General features: G+C 70.2%; 12 protein-coding genes. 8 read left to right on the top strand and 4 right to left on the bottom strand.

The window, feature by feature from the left end:
- Window positions 1-19 precede the first annotated feature (19 nt).
- A complete protein-coding gene (locus AB0C62_RS00060; RefSeq protein ID WP_362969104.1) occupies window positions 20-1,261 on the bottom strand; it encodes an ion channel protein in 1,242 nt (413 codons plus the stop codon).
- Window positions 1,262-1,470: 209 nt separating this feature from the next.
- Here AB0C62_RS00060 and AB0C62_RS00055 point away from each other — a divergent pair, with 209 nt between their 5' ends.
- Window positions 1,471-2,241 carry a MerR family transcriptional regulator gene (locus AB0C62_RS00055; RefSeq protein WP_362968726.1) on the top strand — a complete coding sequence of 257 codons (771 nt, stop codon included), beginning with the start codon at window positions 1,471-1,473 and terminating at the stop codon, window positions 2,239-2,241.
- Between the two features lie 132 nt (window positions 2,242-2,373).
- Here the strand turns inward: AB0C62_RS00055 and AB0C62_RS00050 are convergent, their stop codons facing one another.
- Window positions 2,374-2,739, bottom strand: coding sequence for a YbjQ family protein (locus tag AB0C62_RS00050; RefSeq protein WP_081218598.1), 366 nt, complete (start codon window positions 2,737-2,739; stop codon window positions 2,374-2,376).
- Window positions 2,740-2,879: 140 nt separating this feature from the next.
- Here AB0C62_RS00050 and AB0C62_RS00045 point away from each other — a divergent pair, with 140 nt between their 5' ends.
- Window positions 2,880-4,058 carry a VTT domain-containing protein gene (locus AB0C62_RS00045; RefSeq protein WP_362968724.1) on the top strand — a complete coding sequence of 393 codons (1,179 nt, stop codon included), beginning with the start codon at window positions 2,880-2,882 and terminating at the stop codon, window positions 4,056-4,058.
- Window positions 4,059-4,094: 36 nt separating this feature from the next.
- Here AB0C62_RS00045 and AB0C62_RS00040 read toward each other — a convergent pair whose 3' ends face one another.
- Both AB0C62_RS00040 and AB0C62_RS00035 read right to left on the bottom strand, forming a co-directional pair.
- On the bottom strand, window positions 4,095-5,819 hold the full coding sequence (locus tag AB0C62_RS00040; RefSeq protein ID WP_362968722.1) for a threonine/serine exporter family protein: 1,725 nt from the start codon (window positions 5,817-5,819) through the stop codon (window positions 4,095-4,097).
- A gap of 153 nt (window positions 5,820-5,972) precedes the next feature.
- Complete coding sequence (locus tag AB0C62_RS00035) at window positions 5,973-6,464, bottom strand: inorganic diphosphatase (protein WP_362968720.1); 492 nt, start codon at window positions 6,462-6,464, stop codon at window positions 5,973-5,975.
- Between the two features lie 79 nt (window positions 6,465-6,543).
- On the opposite strand from AB0C62_RS00035, the gene dacB reads away from it, so the two are divergent.
- The 6 genes from dacB to folE all read left to right on the top strand — a co-directional run bounded on the left by dacB (window position 6,544) and on the right by folE (window position 14,476).
- Window positions 6,544-8,100 carry a D-alanyl-D-alanine carboxypeptidase/D-alanyl-D-alanine-endopeptidase gene (gene dacB / locus AB0C62_RS00030; RefSeq protein ID WP_362968718.1) on the top strand — a complete coding sequence of 519 codons (1,557 nt, stop codon included), beginning with the start codon at window positions 6,544-6,546 and terminating at the stop codon, window positions 8,098-8,100.
- 203 nt (window positions 8,101-8,303) lie between these two features.
- Window positions 8,304-9,452 carry a zinc-dependent metalloprotease gene (locus tag AB0C62_RS00025; protein WP_362968716.1) on the top strand — a complete coding sequence of 383 codons (1,149 nt, stop codon included), beginning with the start codon at window positions 8,304-8,306 and terminating at the stop codon, window positions 9,450-9,452.
- A 192-nt stretch (window positions 9,453-9,644) separates the two neighbouring features.
- A complete protein-coding gene (gene tilS / locus AB0C62_RS00020; RefSeq protein ID WP_362968714.1) occupies window positions 9,645-10,820 on the top strand; it encodes a tRNA lysidine(34) synthetase TilS in 1,176 nt (391 codons plus the stop codon).
- A gap of 115 nt (window positions 10,821-10,935) precedes the next feature.
- Window positions 10,936-11,496 (top strand): hypoxanthine phosphoribosyltransferase, encoded by a 561-nt coding sequence (gene hpt / locus AB0C62_RS00015; RefSeq protein ID WP_362968712.1) that lies wholly within the window; start codon window positions 10,936-10,938, stop codon window positions 11,494-11,496.
- A 199-nt stretch (window positions 11,497-11,695) separates the two neighbouring features.
- Window positions 11,696-13,723 carry an ATP-dependent zinc metalloprotease FtsH gene (ftsH, locus tag AB0C62_RS00010; protein WP_362969103.1) on the top strand — a complete coding sequence of 676 codons (2,028 nt, stop codon included), beginning with the start codon at window positions 11,696-11,698 and terminating at the stop codon, window positions 13,721-13,723.
- A 147-nt stretch (window positions 13,724-13,870) separates the two neighbouring features.
- A complete protein-coding gene (folE, locus tag AB0C62_RS00005; RefSeq protein ID WP_362968710.1) occupies window positions 13,871-14,476 on the top strand; it encodes a GTP cyclohydrolase I FolE in 606 nt (201 codons plus the stop codon).
- The last annotated feature ends 194 nt before the right edge of the window (window positions 14,477-14,670 follow it).

Genomic DNA, 14,670 nt, shown 5'->3' with positions numbered 1-14,670 from the left:
CCGCGGTTCACGGATCGGGTCATCGGATCGCGGTCCCGTCCTCGCGCAACTGCATCTGGGGCCGGCCGGTCACCAGCAGCCAGGCAGGCAGGGACGCGATGCACAGGAGGGCGATGATCGAGGGCGAGGACACCAGGACGGCGGCCGTGAACAGGCTCACCCATCCCTGCCGGGTGATCGCGAGGAGTGTGCCCAGTACTCCGGCGGCCAGACCCAGTGAGGCCGGGACCGAGGGCACGAGCGCGTGGGCGCACAGCCCGAAGGCGGCGCCGGCGAAGACGGCCGGGAAGATGCGGCCGCCGCGGAAGCCGCAGGACGCCGCGATCACCAGCGCGGCCAGCTTCACCACGGTCATCAGCGCGAGCCGGCCCGCGGAGTAGCCGTCCGGGTTGCGGGCCAGCTCCGCGACCTGGTCCAGGCCCTTGAACAGCGTCAGCGAGCCGCCCAGACAGCCGAGCAGGCCGAGGACGAGCCCGCCCACGGGAAGCGCCACCATGGGGTGACGCAGGTGCGAGAAGACCTTGTGGACGAAGGGGAAGGCGTAGACCGCGGCCATGCCCAGCACGGCCGCGGCGGAGGCGATCACCAGCGCGGACAGGACGTCGGCCCAGCCGGGATCGCCGAGCGGGGGCAGATCGAGGTCGAAGCTGGAATGGCCGATCAGCGCCGTGGTCATCGAGCCCACCGACGCCGCCGTCAGCGGGGCGAAGAGGTTGTCCCACAGCATGCCCTTCACCTGGCGTCCGGCGAGCGCCTCGGAGATGACCAGCGCCGCCGCGACCGGCGTACCGAACAGGGCGCCGATCGTGGCCGCCTCGGCCAGCGTCACCCACACCTCGCCGGGAGCGGCGGGCGCGAACCTGCGGCCCGCCCAGAACGCCAGCGCCACGTTGACCGCGATGATCGGGTTCTCGGGGCCGAGGCTCGGACCGCCGGCCAGCATCAGTGCCGTCGCCACGAGGAGCCCCGGAAGGATGACGAGGGCCATCGGGGAGGCCTGGAGCCCCAGGGTCGCCGGGTCGGGGCCCGCGTGTCCCGGCGCCTTCCACACCACCAGACCGACCAGGACGCCGGTGGCGGTGAGCATGACGATCATCCACAGGGAGGAGTAGCCGCCGATGCCGAGCGCGTCCGGGAGAGTCGTCCACAGCACGTTCTTGAGCTGTTCGGCCAGCTCGCTCACGCCCACGAAGAGGAGGCTGGAGACCGCGCCGACGACGACGGCCGGGAGGAACAGCGGCAGCAGGGTCCGTGCGCGCATCGCCCGGGAGGGGACCGGCCCAGGGGGAGCCGCTTCGTCGGTCACGGCCTCACCCTAAGGGCGTGAAACGGACATAACATCCCGAACGGCCGGGGGTCGAGCAGGGGAGCGGACAAGGAGGACGGGCCGGACCGTGTGGCGGGCCGGGGCTTGTACCTCACGTCGCGTGAGGCCCCATCGTGAAACGCGTACCGAGGAAGGAGCGGACGTTGAGCCACTCAGTGGGCCAGGTCGCCGGTTTCGCCGGGATCACGGTGCGCACGCTGCACCACTACGACGAGATCGGCCTGCTCGCACCCGGCGGACGCAGCCACGCGGGGCACCGGCGCTACAGCGACGCGGACCTCGACAGGCTCCAGCAGATCCTGTTCTACCGGGAGCTCGGCTTTCCGCTCGACGAGGTCGCCGCCCTGCTCGACGATCAGGCCACCGGGAAGGCCGACCCGCGCACCCACCTGCGCCGTCAGCACGACCTGTTGACCGCCCGGATCGAGAAACTGCAGAAGATGGCGGCGGCCGTGGAGCACGCCATGGAGGCACGCACGATGGGCATCGACCTGACGCCGGAGGAGCGGTTCGAGGTCTTCGGGGACAAGGACCCGGAGGCATACGCGGAGGAGGCCGAACGCCGCTGGGGAGGCACGGACACCTACGCCGAGTCGCAGCGCCGAGCGGCCCGCTACACCAAGGACGACTGGAAGCGCATGCAGACGGAGGTGGCGTCCTGGGGCGAGCGGTACGACGCCCTCATGGAGGCCGGCGAACGGCCGGACGGCGAGCGGGCCATGGACCTGGCCGAGGAACACCGGCAGCACATCACCCGGTGGTTCTACGACTGCACCTACGAGATCCACCGGGGGCTCGGCGAGATGTACGTCGCCGACGAGCGGTTCAAGGAGTTCTACGACTCCATGCGGCCGGGACTGGCCGAGCACCTGAGGAGCGCGATCGCGGCGAACGCGGCCCGAGCCGGCGGGTAGTCGCGGCCAACGCGGCCCGAGCGGGCCGGTGAGGACCGGCCGCAGGCGCACCGGCTCGGAACGGGCGGTGGACAGAGGGGTAAGGGGCGTCCGTCCATGGCGGCCGCCCCTTACCCGTACCCGCCGTTCGCGCTACTCCTTCACCAGGACCACGGCCGTGCCGTACGCGCACACCTCCGTACCGACGTCCGCCGCCTCGCTCACGTCGAAGCGGAACATCAGGACGCCGTTGCCGCCACGCGTGCGTGCCTGCTCGACGAGCCGTTCCATGGCCTGGTTCCTGGTCTCGACCAGCGTCTTGGTGAGCCCCTTGAGCTCACCGCCGATCATCGACTTCAGACCCGCGCCGATCTGGCTGCCCAGATGGCGCGAGCGCACGGTGAGGCCGAAGACCTCACCGATGACCCGCTCGACGCGGTATCCGGGTACGTCGTTCGTCGTCACGACCAGAACGTCCGACTGAGGACCCTGGCCGCCTCCGTATTCTTCGATGCCCATGGCTCACAGCTTTGTCCCAGTCGGCCCACAGTGCATCCTGGAGCCACGGGTGGAACCTGGGGTGGACCCATTGCGTTGATAGCTTTGGTCGGCCGAACAGGACCGCCGCACCTCCCTTCACCCCTCAGGAGCCCGGAACCGTGACGACGCTTGCCCTAGGTCCAAGCTGGCTGGATCCGAACACGCTCCTGGACAACTTCGGCATCTGGGGCCTGCTGCTCATCGTCTTCGCCGAGTCCGGTCTGCTGATCGGCTTCTTCCTGCCGGGCGACTCGCTGCTGTTCACCTGCGGTCTGCTGATCACGGCGGGCACCCTGGACTTCCCGCTGTGGGCGGCGATCCTGCTGATCTGCGTCGCCGCGATCCTCGGCGACCAGGCGGGCTACCTCTTCGGCAAGAAGGTCGGTCCCTCCCTGTTCACCCGCCCGGACTCCCGCCTGTTCAAGCAGGAGAACGTGGTGAAGGCCCACGAGTTCTTCGAGAAGTACGGGCCCAAGTCCCTGGTGCTGGCCCGCTTCGTGCCCATCGTGCGCACGTTCACGCCGATCATCGCCGGCGTGAGCGGCATGAGGTACCGCTCCTTCATCACGTTCAACATCATCGGCGGCGTCCTGTGGGGAGCGGGCGTCACCCTGCTCGGTTCCTGGCTCGGCAACATCGAGTTCGTGCACAAGAACATCGAGGCGATCCTGATCCTGATCGTCCTCGTGTCGGTCGTCCCGATCGCCATCGAGTTCCTGCGCGCCCGGTCCAAGGCGAAGAAGAACCCGCCACAGGAGCAGCCGTCGGCCCAGGACCTGCCCCCGGCCGCCCACACCCGCCCCGCCGCGCCGGTCATGGACGACGCGACCCGGCCGCTGCGCGTGCCGCCGGTCCAGGAGGGCCAGGACCAGTACGGCTACCAGGGCCACGGCCAGGCGTACGGGAACAACGGCCACGAAGGCTCGTACGGCCACCAGGGCCAGGGCCACGACCCGTACGGCAACCACCAGGGCGGCCAGGACCCCTACGCCAACCAGAACCAGGGCTACGGCTACCCGCAGCAGCAGCAGCAACAACCGCAGTACCAGGAGCCGTACCAGCAGCAGTACGGCCAGGGCGGCTACGACCAGCAGCAGTACGACCGTCAGCAGTACGACCAGGGCTACCAGCAGGGCTACGACCAGGGACAGCCCCAGCAGCCCCAGCAGGGCTACGACCCGCGTCAGGGCCGGCGGCGGCACCCGCAGGACCACTCCCAGCAGCAGTACGGCTCGGAGCAGTACCCCTACGGCCAGGGGAACGGCCAGGGGAACGGCCAGGGGAACGGCCAGAACTGAGGCCGCCCGGCCGCCCTCGCGGCGGCCCCGGACCTCTCAGAACCCGCGCGTCCGCTTGGCGGCCCGACGTCCGCCTGCGGAGCCGCCCGGCAGCCGCAGGAAGAGACGTGAGATCTCCGATCCGAGGTTCACGCCGATCGCGATGGCCATCGCCAGGGCCGCCGCCTTGGTGAGCGAGACCAGCCCCTTGTCGACCTCGTTCTGCGCGATCGACAGCAGCCCGAAGTAGGTGGCCGAACCGGGCAGCAGGGGCCCGATCGCGGCCGTCGTGTACGGCAGCGCCGAGGCGAACCGGTAGCGCGACAGGAGTTGCCCGAAGAGCCCGACCAGGCCCGCCGCGACGGCTGTGGAGGCCACCGGCGAGATGCCCCCCGCGTAGTGCATCGCCCCGTACACCGACCAGGCCACACCGCCGTTGAGGGTCACCGCCAGCACGGTGGACCGTTCCTGCTGGAGCAGGACCGCGAAGGTCAGCGACAGCAGCATGGACGCGGCGATCTGCAGCAGCGGCCGCTCGGAGATGTTCAGCGCCGCGTCCGGGTTGAGCTCGGCGCCCAGCTTCACGCCGAAATAGAGCACGACCAGGACGCCGGCCACGATGCCGACGAAGAAGTACATGACTTCGAGCAGGCGCGCGGACGCGGTGATGTAGAAGCCGGTCAGACCGTCCTGCACGCCCGCGACGAGCGCCCGCCCCGGCAGCAGGGCGAAGAGCCCACCGGTGATCACCGCGGACGCCTTCACGTCGACGTGCGCGACCGTGAGCGCCACCCCTATCGCGGCGGGCGGCATGGCGGCGACGGTGAACTGGTAGAACTCCGGCAGTCCGCGTCCGGCGCACAGCCACGCGAGCCGGTCGCCGAGCATCGCGCCGAGCGCCGCCGCGACGAACACGATCGCGTCACCGCCGACGAGCACGGAGGCCGCACCGGCCAGCAGCCCGCCGGACGCCGTGAGCACCCAGCCGGGGTACGGGTGCCGGTTGCGGCGCATCTCCGCGAGGCGCCCGTAGGCCTCCTCCAGGGAGATCGCGGTCTCCGGGTCGCTGAGATCGTCCACGAGCCGGTACACGGCCGCCAGGCGGGTGTAGTCGGTGCCCCGGCGGCGGACCGTCCGTGACGCCGTCACCGGGTCGTCCACCAGGGACGGCTGGTGCGAGATGGACAGCAGGGTGAAGGTGACGGTCGGCTCGCAGCGGTCGAGGCCGTAGGAGCGGCAGACGGCGAACATCGCCGTCTCCACGTCCTCGGCGCCCTCACCGCCCGCGAGGAGCAGCTCGCCGATCCTCAGCGTCAGGTCGAGCACGCGCGGGACGGCGGGCCCCGACTCGTCCTCCTTGTGGACGGGCTCGGGCGCGGGCCGCTCGGTCACCGGCATGCGCAGCATCGTGCGCATCCGGTCCTGCCAGGGGGCGTCCTTGGTCAGACTGACCGCGGGGATGCCGTTCGGCGGAGTGAAGGCGGGCGGAGCCTGCCGCGCGCTGTACGTGGCCGGGAGGCTGAACGCCGACCCCTCCTGCTCGGACGGCGGCGCCTGCGTGACGTCGAGCCCCCGGGGGACGGAGAACTCCGATGTGGTCGACGAATCCGCCGGCGGCGGCTGCGCGACGCCGAGTCCCTTGGGAAGGGCGAACTCCGAAGTGATCGACGACTCCTCGTCGACGGCCACCGGCCCTGGAGCCGCGAGACCGGCAGACGGACCGAAGGCCTTCCTCGCCTCGTCCGACTGCGGCTTGCGGTCTTCCGCTTCCGGGTCCGCCACCAACTCCCGCCTCGCCTTTCGCCTGCCTGTGGATCTTCTTCTAACCTCCGTATGCCTCAGTATGCGTACGGATACGCGAACGGGCCGCGCGGCCCCCGGAGGGATCGCACGGCCCGTTCGGAATCGGGGCGGCCGGAGCCGCCCTACGGCAGGTCAGTGACCGCCCGACTCCTTGAGGCGCTTGTAGGAACGCTCGATCTCGGCCTCCGCGTCCGTGCGGCCGACCCAGTTGGCGCCCTCGACGGACTTGCCGGGCTCGAGGTCCTTGTAGACCTCGAAGAAGTGCTGGATCTCCAGGCGGTCGAACTCCGACACGTGGTGGATGTCGCGCAGGTGCTCCACACGCGGGTCGTGCGCCGGGACGCACAGCAGCTTGTCGTCGCCGCCGGCCTCGTCCGTCATCCGGAACATGCCGATCGTGCGGCACTGGATGAGGCAGCCGGGGAACGTCGGCTCGTCCAGGATGACCAGGGCGTCCAGCGGGTCGCCGTCCTCGCCGAGGGTGTTCTCGACGAAGCCGTAGTCGGCCGGGTAGCTGGTCGAGGTGAAGAGTCGACGGTCCAGACGGATCCGACCGGTCTCGTGGTCCACCTCGTACTTGTTCCGTGAACCCTTCGGAATCTCGATCGTGACGTCGAACTCCACCGGTGGCTCCTCCATGATCAGCACATAGTTCTGGTGGTTAAGTGTCCCTCACGCAGGTGGGTGATCGCGAAAGGGGCTGGTGGTCGTGCCAGAGCTGAGGGCTTGGCGGACCGCGAGACCGCATCTGGTGCGGGTCGCGCGGACGGTGAAACCGCATGTGGCGCGGGTCACCCGAGCCGTGCGGCCCGGTGCCGTGCGGTTCACGACACCGCAGCTCACAGCGGTCGCCGCCACCGTGGGCCTGGCGCTCGCGGCCGGTGCGGCGACCGTGGCCGGTCCCTGGGACTCCACCGGTCAGCGTACGGCGGAGCGCGACTGGGCCGCATCGCGGGCGCCCGAGGGTGGCGCAGATCACGCGGGCGCGGCCGGTGCCGCCGCGACGGCACCCCGGCCCGCCCCCAGCGCCGCCTCCGTCCTGGCCGGGCTGAGCCGCTCCACGGGCACCGTGCCGGCCCCTGCCGAGAAAGCCCTCAAGAGGGTTCTCGACCCGCTGCTCGACAACTCCGTCCTCGGCGCCCGGCGCACCGCCGTCGTCGTCGACGTCGCGACCGGCAAGCGGCTCTACGGCAAGGGCGCGGACGAGGTCCAGACCCCGGCCTCCACCACGAAGATCGCCACCGCCGTCGCCGCCCTCACGGCACCCGGCCCCGACCACCGCATCACGACGCGCACGGTCCTGGAGCCCGACACCAAGGAGGTCGTGCTCGTCGGCGGCGGCGACCCGACGCTGACCGCCCGCAAGGTCACCGACGGCTGGGCGAGCCTGCGCACCCTCGCGGACCGGACGGCCGCCGCGCTGAAGTCCCGGCACATGAACCACGTGACGCTCTCCTACGACACCTCGCTCTACAAAGGCCCCGTACTTCACCCCATCGGGGTCAACGAGAACATCGCCGAGGTGACGCCCCTGATGGTCGACGAGGGCCGCCTGGACGACACCACGAGCGGTACGGCCGTACGCGCCGGGGACCCGGCGGCCGACGCGGCGCGGAAGTTCGCCGACCTGCTCCACGCCCGCGGCGTCGACACGACGTCACCGGGCCTCTCGAAGGCGACGGGCCGCTCGAAGGCCCTCGCGTCGGTCTCCTCGCCGCCGCTGTCCGCCCTCGTCGAACGGATGCTGACCAACAGCGACAACGACATCGCCGAGGCGCTGGCCCGCCAGGTCGCCCTCGCCACCGGCGCGGAGCCCAGCTTCGACGGCGACGCGAAGGCGATCCACTCCCGGCTGAAGAAGCTCGGACTCCCGCTCACCGACGCGCACTTCGCGGACGGCAGCGGTCTGAACCGCGCCGACAAGGTCTCCGCCGACCTGCTCACCGCCCTGCTGGCCGCGGCCGGTGACCCGGACCACCCCGAACTCCGTACGGTCCTCACCGGCCTGCCCATCGCCGGCTTCACCGGCACGCTCAGCACCCGGTACGCCGACGCGCCCACGGCCACCGGCGTCGTCCGCGCCAAGACCGGCACCCTGACGGGTGTGAACACCCTCGCCGGAACGGTCGTCGACGCGGACGGCCGCCTCCTCGCCTTCGCGTTCATGACGTCCGACGAGGCGAACCCGCCCAATCCGTTCGCCGCACGGTCCGCCCTCGACCACACGGCGACGGCCCTGGCGTCCTGCGGCTGCCGGTAGCCGCCACACGGCGGGACGGACGGGCCCGGTACGGCGGACGGACGGGACCGCTACGGCGACAGGACGAGCGAACGGGTGCCCGCCGGGACGGTGTCGGGCCCGTTCCGTCCCACGGGCATCACCAGCACCACCGGCCCCCCGCCCGGCCGCATCCGGCGCCGTACCCCTCACCGCACACGGACCCGCTCACGTACGGTTGACGCATGACGAGCATCGGTGGTGCTGCATCTACTGGGATGGTCGACTGGAACCTCGCGGTGGCGACCGCGACCCGGCTCGTGCGGCCGGGCCCCGAAGTGAGCCGTGACGAGGCCAGGGCCATCGTCGCCGAACTGCGCAGGCACGCGAAGTCCGCGGAGGAACACGTCCGGGGCTTCACCCGCATGGGTGACGACGTCCTGCACGACACCCCCGTCCTCGTCGTCGACCGCCCCGGCTGGGTGCGGGCGAACGTCGCGGGGTTCCGGGAGATCCTCAAGCCCCTCCTGGGGAAGATGCAGGAGCGGCGCGGCAACACCCCCGGCGGAGCCGTCCTCGGCGCGGTCGGCGGCAAGGTCACCGGTGTCGAGGTGGGCATGCTGCTGTCGTTCCTGTCCTCACGGGTCCTCGGGCAGTACGAGACGTTCGCGCCCGCGACCCGGGACCTGCCCGCCGGAGGCCCCGCGGGTCCCGGCAACGGCGGTGGCAGGCTCCTGCTCGTCGCCCCGAACATCGTGCACGTGGAGCGCGAACTCGACGTCCAGCCGCACGACTTCCGCCTGTGGGTGTGCCTCCACGAGGAGACGCACCGCACCCAGTTCTCGGCCGTGCCCTGGCTGCGCGACCACCTGGAGGGCGAAATCCAGTCTTTCTTGGGGGAGACCGAGGTCGACCCCATGACGGTCCTGGAGCGTGTCCGTGAGGCGGCGCAGTCGCTCGCCGGCTCGCGCCCCGACACCGAGGAGGACGACGGCGGTCGTTCCCTTGTGGAAATCGTGCAGACGCCGGCCCAGCGGGAGATCCTCGGCCGGCTCACCGCCGTGATGTCCCTCCTGGAGGGACACGCCGACTTCGTGATGGACGGCGTCGGACCCGCCGTGGTCCCCTCGGTCGCCGAGATCCGCGAGAAGTTCCAGCAGCGTCGCGCGAAGGGTGCCTCCCGCCTCGACCTGGCCCTGCGCAAGCTGCTCGGCCTCGACGCCAAGCTCCGGCAGTACCGCGACGGCGAGCGTTTCGTGCGCGCGGTCGTCAACGAGGTCGGCATGGACGGGTTCAACCGCGTGTGGACCTCCCCGAACACCCTCCCGACCAAGGCGGAGATCGCCAAACCGGCGGACTGGGTCACACGGGTGCACCGCAAGGCGGAGTCGTGAACCTTACGGGACGGTCGTGAACCGGATCCGGCCGACGGCAGGCAAACGCCCCTCCAATCACCCGTCCGAGGGACCGTGGAGCATGGGTAGGCGTGCAATGCTCGGGGAACGCCCCGGTTCTGTCACCATCTACACACTCTGAGTGACCGATCCCGGGCTAACCCCCCGAAAACTTCATGAAGGGAACCGGACATGGGTCCCCATCCTGCGGTCGCGGCGATACGCCTGGCGGTCCGCCGCGTACTCCACGACATCCTCACCGAGCATCCGCCCACCCCCGACACCCGGCGTACGCCCGCCCGCGGTGCCGCGCGCTCCTGCGTGCATGACGCCGAGCGCGTCCCCGCCCCCGGAACACGCCGCAGCACGACCGTGCCGGCCGGCGCTCCCGTCGAACAGCCCCCCGCGACCTCTCCCCGGCCGCGCCAGGGCGGCGACGCGCCCCCGTCGCCCCTCGCGCCCCTCGTCCTCGTGGCGTGCTCCGGCGGCGCCGATTCCATGGCGCTCGCCTCCGCCCTCGCCTTCGAGGCACCCAAACTCGGCATCCGCGCCGGTGGCATCACCGTCGACCACGGTCTGCAGCCCGGTTCCGACCTGCGTGCCGACGAGGTCGTCCTCCGCCTCACCGAACTCGGCCTGGCCCCCGCCGAGTCGATCGCCGTCACCGTCGGCCGCGACGGGGGTCCCGAGGCCGCCGCCCGCGACGCCCGGTACGCCGCTCTGGACTCCGCCGCCGAGCGGCACGGCGCCACCGCGATCCTCCTCGGTCACACCCGCGACGACCAGGCCGAAACCGTCCTGCTCGGCCTCGCCCGCGGCTCCGGCATCCGCTCCCTGTCCGGCATGGCCGCGGTCTCGGGGGCCGACGGCCGTTACCGGCGTCCCTTCCTGCACCTGGACCGGCAGACCGCCCGCAAGGCCTGCATGGTCCAGTCGTTGCCCGTCTGGGACGACCCGCACAACACCGATCCGGCCTACACCCGGTCCCGGCTCCGCCATGAAGGTCTGCCCGCCCTGGAGAAGGCCCTCGGCAAAGGAGTCGTGGAGGCCCTCGCCCGGACGGCCCAGCTGTCCCGGGACGACGCCGACGCCCTCGACACCTGGGCCAGCCAGGCCGAGGCCTCCGTACGCGACGCGGCCGGCCTCCTGGAGTGCGCCAAGCTCTACGCCCTGCCGCCCGCCGTACGGCGCCGCATCCTGCGCCGCGCGGCCATCGAGGCGGGCGCCCCGGCCGGTTCGCTGTTCGCCCGTCACATCGAGGAGATCGACCGGCTGATCACCGGCTGGCGAGGCCAGGGAGCGATCAATCTCCCGGGCAAAGTCGTCGCTCAGCGCCAGGGTGGCAGACTGGTGATTCGGCAAGGCTGAAAACCGGACCCTCCGCCGGGGCCGCTCACGCGGTTCCACGGGACCCCAGTACCGGGTCCCGGGCGGTCCGACCGGCCGCGCGAGCCCAAAAAAGTGGGACGGACGACCGAAAGTGATGCGGGTGGACGCGAAAGACATGGGCACCGACCTCAAGTCGGTGCTCATCACCAAGGAAGAGATCGACGCGAAGCTGGCAGAGCTGGCCGCGAAGATCGCCGCGGAGTACGCGGGCAAGGACCTGCTGATCGTCGGAGTGCTCAAGGGCGCCGTGATGGTCATGGCGGACCTCGCGCGTGCGCTGTCCACCCCCGTCACCATGGACTGGATGGCCGTGTCGTCGTACGGCGCGGGCACCCAGTCCTCCGGCGTGGTGCGGATCCTCAAGGATCTCGACACCGACATCAAGGGCAAGCACGTCCTGATCGTCGAGGACATCATCGACTCGGGGCTGACCCTGTCCTGGCTGCTGTCCAACCTCGGCTCGCGCGAGCCCGCCTCGCTGAAGGTGTGCACGCTGCTGCGCAAGCCGGACGCGGCGAAGGTCGCGATCGACGTGGAATGGGTCGGCTTCGACATCCCGAACGAGTTCGTCATCGGGTACGGCCTGGACTATGCCGAGAAGTACCGCAACCTCCCGTTCGTCGGTACGCTCGCGCCCCACGTCTACGGCGGCTGAGCACCCTCTCCGCGAGGGCGGCTGAGTCCTCGTAGGACGTTCGGGAACCCCAGCGGGTTTCGCGCCGTTGGAGCATGCGTGGGCGGGATTGCCAGCAGTCCCCTGCGGCTTCGGGTGACAATGCTGGGGTACCGTCCGAAGAACAGTCTTTATCAAACTCACTATGGCAGGAGGGACGGGGCGGCACCGCTCCGTATGGATGGACGTGAAGCGATACTTCCGTGGGCCGGTCATGTGGATCGTGCTGGCCGTCCTTGCCGTGGTCGTGTTGATGCAGGTCGTCGGTTCGTCCGGCGGCTACAAGACGGTGGACACAGGCCAGGTCGTCCAGGCGATCAACCAGAACAAGGTCGAGTCGGCAAAGATCACCACCGGCGACGAGCAGGTCATCAAGGTCTCGCTGAAGGACGGCGAGAAGGTTGACGGCAGCTCGAAGATCCAGTCGAGTTACATCGGCGACCAGGGCGTGACCCTGGCCAACACACTCCAGAACAAGTACGAGAACAAGCAGATCCCGGACGGCTACACCGTTTCGCCGTCCAAGCAGAACCCGTTCCTGGGCATCCTGCTGTCTCTGCTGCCCTTCGTCCTCATCGTCGTCGTCTTCCTGTTCCTGATGAACCAGATGCAGGGTGGCGGCTCCCGGGTCATGAACTTCGGGAAGTCCAAGGCGAAGCTCATCACCAAGGACACCCCGAAGACGACGTTCGCGGACGTCGCCGGTTCGGACGAGGCCGTCGAGGAGCTCCACGAGATCAAGGAGTTCCTCCAGGAGCCGGCCAAGTTCCAGGCCGTCGGCGCCAAGATCCCCAAGGGCGTCCTGCTCTACGGGCCTCCCGGTACCGGCAAGACCCTGCTCGCGCGTGCTGTCGCGGGCGAGGCGGGCGTTCCCTTCTACTCGATCTCGGGTTCCGACTTCGTCGAGATGTTCGTCGGTGTCGGTGCCTCCCGAGTCCGTGACCTCTTCGAGCAGGCCAAGGCGAACGCCCCGGCGATCGTCTTCGTCGACGAGATCGACGCGGTCGGCCGCCATCGCGGCGCCGGCCTCGGCGGTGGTCACGACGAGCGCGAGCAGACCCTCAACCAGCTGCTCGTCGAGATGGACGGCTTCGACGTGAAGGGCGGCGTCATCCTGATCGCCGCCACGAACCGGCCCGACATCCTCGACCCGGCCCTCCTGCGCCCCGGCCGGTTCGACCGCCAGATCGCGGTCGACCGCCCGGACATGCAGGGCCGTCTGGAGATCCTCAAGGTCCACCAGAAGGGCAAGCCGGTCGCCCCGGGCGTCGACCTGTCCGCGGTGGCCCGCCGGACCCCCGGCTTCACCGGTGCCGACCTGTCGAACGTGCTGAACGAAGCTGCGCTGCTCACCGCGCGCAGCAACAAGAAGCTCATCGACAACGACATGCTGGACGAGGCGATCGACCGTGTGGTCGCGGGCCCGCAGAAGCGGACCCGGATCATGTCGGACAAGGAGAAGAAGATCACCGCGTACCACGAGGGCGGACACGCCCTGGTCGCGGCTGCTTCCCCGAACTCCGACCCGGTCCACAAGATCACGATCCTGTCGCGTGGCCGTGCCCTCGGCTACACGATGGTCCTGCCGGACGAGGACAAGTACTCCACGACGCGCAACGAGATGCTGGACCAGCTCGCGTACATGCTGGGCGGCCGCGCGGCCGAGGAGCTCGTCTTCCACGACCCGACCACCGGTGCGGCGAACGACATCGAGAAGGCCACGACCACCGCTCGCGCGATGGTCACGCAGTACGGCATGACCGAGCGTCTTGGCGCGATCAAGTTCGGCGGCGACAACACCGAGCCCTTCCTGGGCCGGGAGATGTCGCACCCGCGCGACTACTCGGAAGAGGTCGCCGCGCTCGTCGACGAAGAGGTCAAGAAGCTCATCGAGAACGCGCACAACGAGGCCTGGGAGATCCTGGTCGAGAACCGCGACGTTCTGGACGCGCTCGTGCTCCAGCTGCTGGAGAAGGAGACGCTGAGCAAGGAGCAGATCGCCGAGGTCTTCGCTCCCATCGTGAAGCGCCCGGCCCGCCCCGCGTGGACCGGCTCCTCCCGTCGTACTCCGTCCACCCGTCCGCCGGTGCTCTCCCCCAAGGAGCTGTCACTGACGAACGGCGCGAACGGCTCGACGGCCTCCATCGCCACCGCGACGGAGTCCGTCCCGGCGACGGAGACCAGCCCGGAGGACCGCACCGAGAGCTGACATCGTTCGGCTCCCGGCGCTCCCACCAGGGCCGGAATGCATGCCGCGCCCCCCAGGTTCTAGCCTTGGGGGGCGCGGCTTTTTCGTACGCCCGCACCTTTTGGACGCGTCGACGGCACGCGCAGGATCCACAGGAACGAGGACCAGATGACCGACCCCGTGACGCTGGACGGCGAGGCCACGATCGGCGAGTTCGACGAGAAGCGCGCCGAGAACGCCGTACGCGAGCTCCTGATAGCCGTGGGCGAGGACCCGGACCGCGAGGGCCTCAGAGAGACGCCGGGGCGCGTCGCGCGGGCGTACAAGGAGATCTTCGGGGGACTGCGGCAGCAGCCGGAGGACGTGCTGACGACGACGTTCGACCTGGGCCACGACGAGATGGTCCTGGTGAAGGACATCGAGGTCTTCAGCACCTGCGAGCACCACCTGGTCCCGTTCCGGGGCGTCGCCCACGTCGGCTACATCCCGGCGGCCAGCGGCAAGATCACCGGTCTGTCCAAGCTCGCCCGCCTCGTCGACGTCTACGCCCGGCGCCCGCAGGTGCAGGAGCGGATGACCACCCAGATCGCCGACTCCCTGATGGAGATCCTGGAGCCGCGCGGTGTGATCGTCGTCGTCGAGTGCGAGCACATGTGCATGTCGATGCGCGGCATTCGCAAGCCCGGCGCGAAGACCATCACGTCGGCGGTGCGCGGACAGCTGCGGGACGCGGCGACCCGCAACGAGGCGATGAGCCTCATCATGGCCCGCTAGGGCGGGAGAGGGCCCGCGGCGCAGTCGGTGCTGTCAGGGCGGTCCGCGCCGTCCGGCCCTCCGCGTCGTTTTCCCGGCGCCGCAGGACAGCGGCCCGTCAGACCGGTCCTCTTCATGCCGACCCGGGTTCCAGGGATTTCCAGGGGCCCTCGAAGGAGAGCACCGCGAAGGCGGCCGTGTGGAAGCCCTGGGCC

The sequence above is a fragment of the Streptomyces sp. NPDC048643 genome, assembly GCF_040650615.1.
Taxonomy (GTDB): domain Bacteria; phylum Actinomycetota; class Actinomycetes; order Streptomycetales; family Streptomycetaceae; genus Streptomyces.
Note: the sequence above shows the minus strand (reverse complement) of the source record. Positions and strands in the feature narration are given on the sequence as shown.

Bases quoted from the DNA above. Each gene is read 5' to 3' on its own strand.
- folE (WP_362968710.1), top strand. From the start codon at position 13,871: ATGACCGACCCCGTGACGCTGGACGGCGAGGCCACGATCGGCGAGTTC.
- AB0C62_RS00025 (WP_362968716.1), top strand. From the start codon at position 8,304: ATGACGAGCATCGGTGGTGCTGCATCTACTGGGATGGTCGACTGGAAC.
- tilS (WP_362968714.1), top strand. From the start codon at position 9,645: ATGGGTCCCCATCCTGCGGTCGCGGCGATACGCCTGGCGGTCCGCCGC.
- ftsH (WP_362969103.1), top strand. From the start codon at position 11,696: ATGGACGTGAAGCGATACTTCCGTGGGCCGGTCATGTGGATCGTGCTG.
- hpt (WP_362968712.1), top strand. From the start codon at position 10,936: ATGCGGGTGGACGCGAAAGACATGGGCACCGACCTCAAGTCGGTGCTC.
- AB0C62_RS00050 (WP_081218598.1), bottom strand. From the start codon at position 2,739: ATGGGCATCGAAGAATACGGAGGCGGCCAGGGTCCTCAGTCGGACGTT.
- AB0C62_RS00060 (WP_362969104.1), bottom strand. From the start codon at position 1,261: ATGCGCGCACGGACCCTGCTGCCGCTGTTCCTCCCGGCCGTCGTCGTC.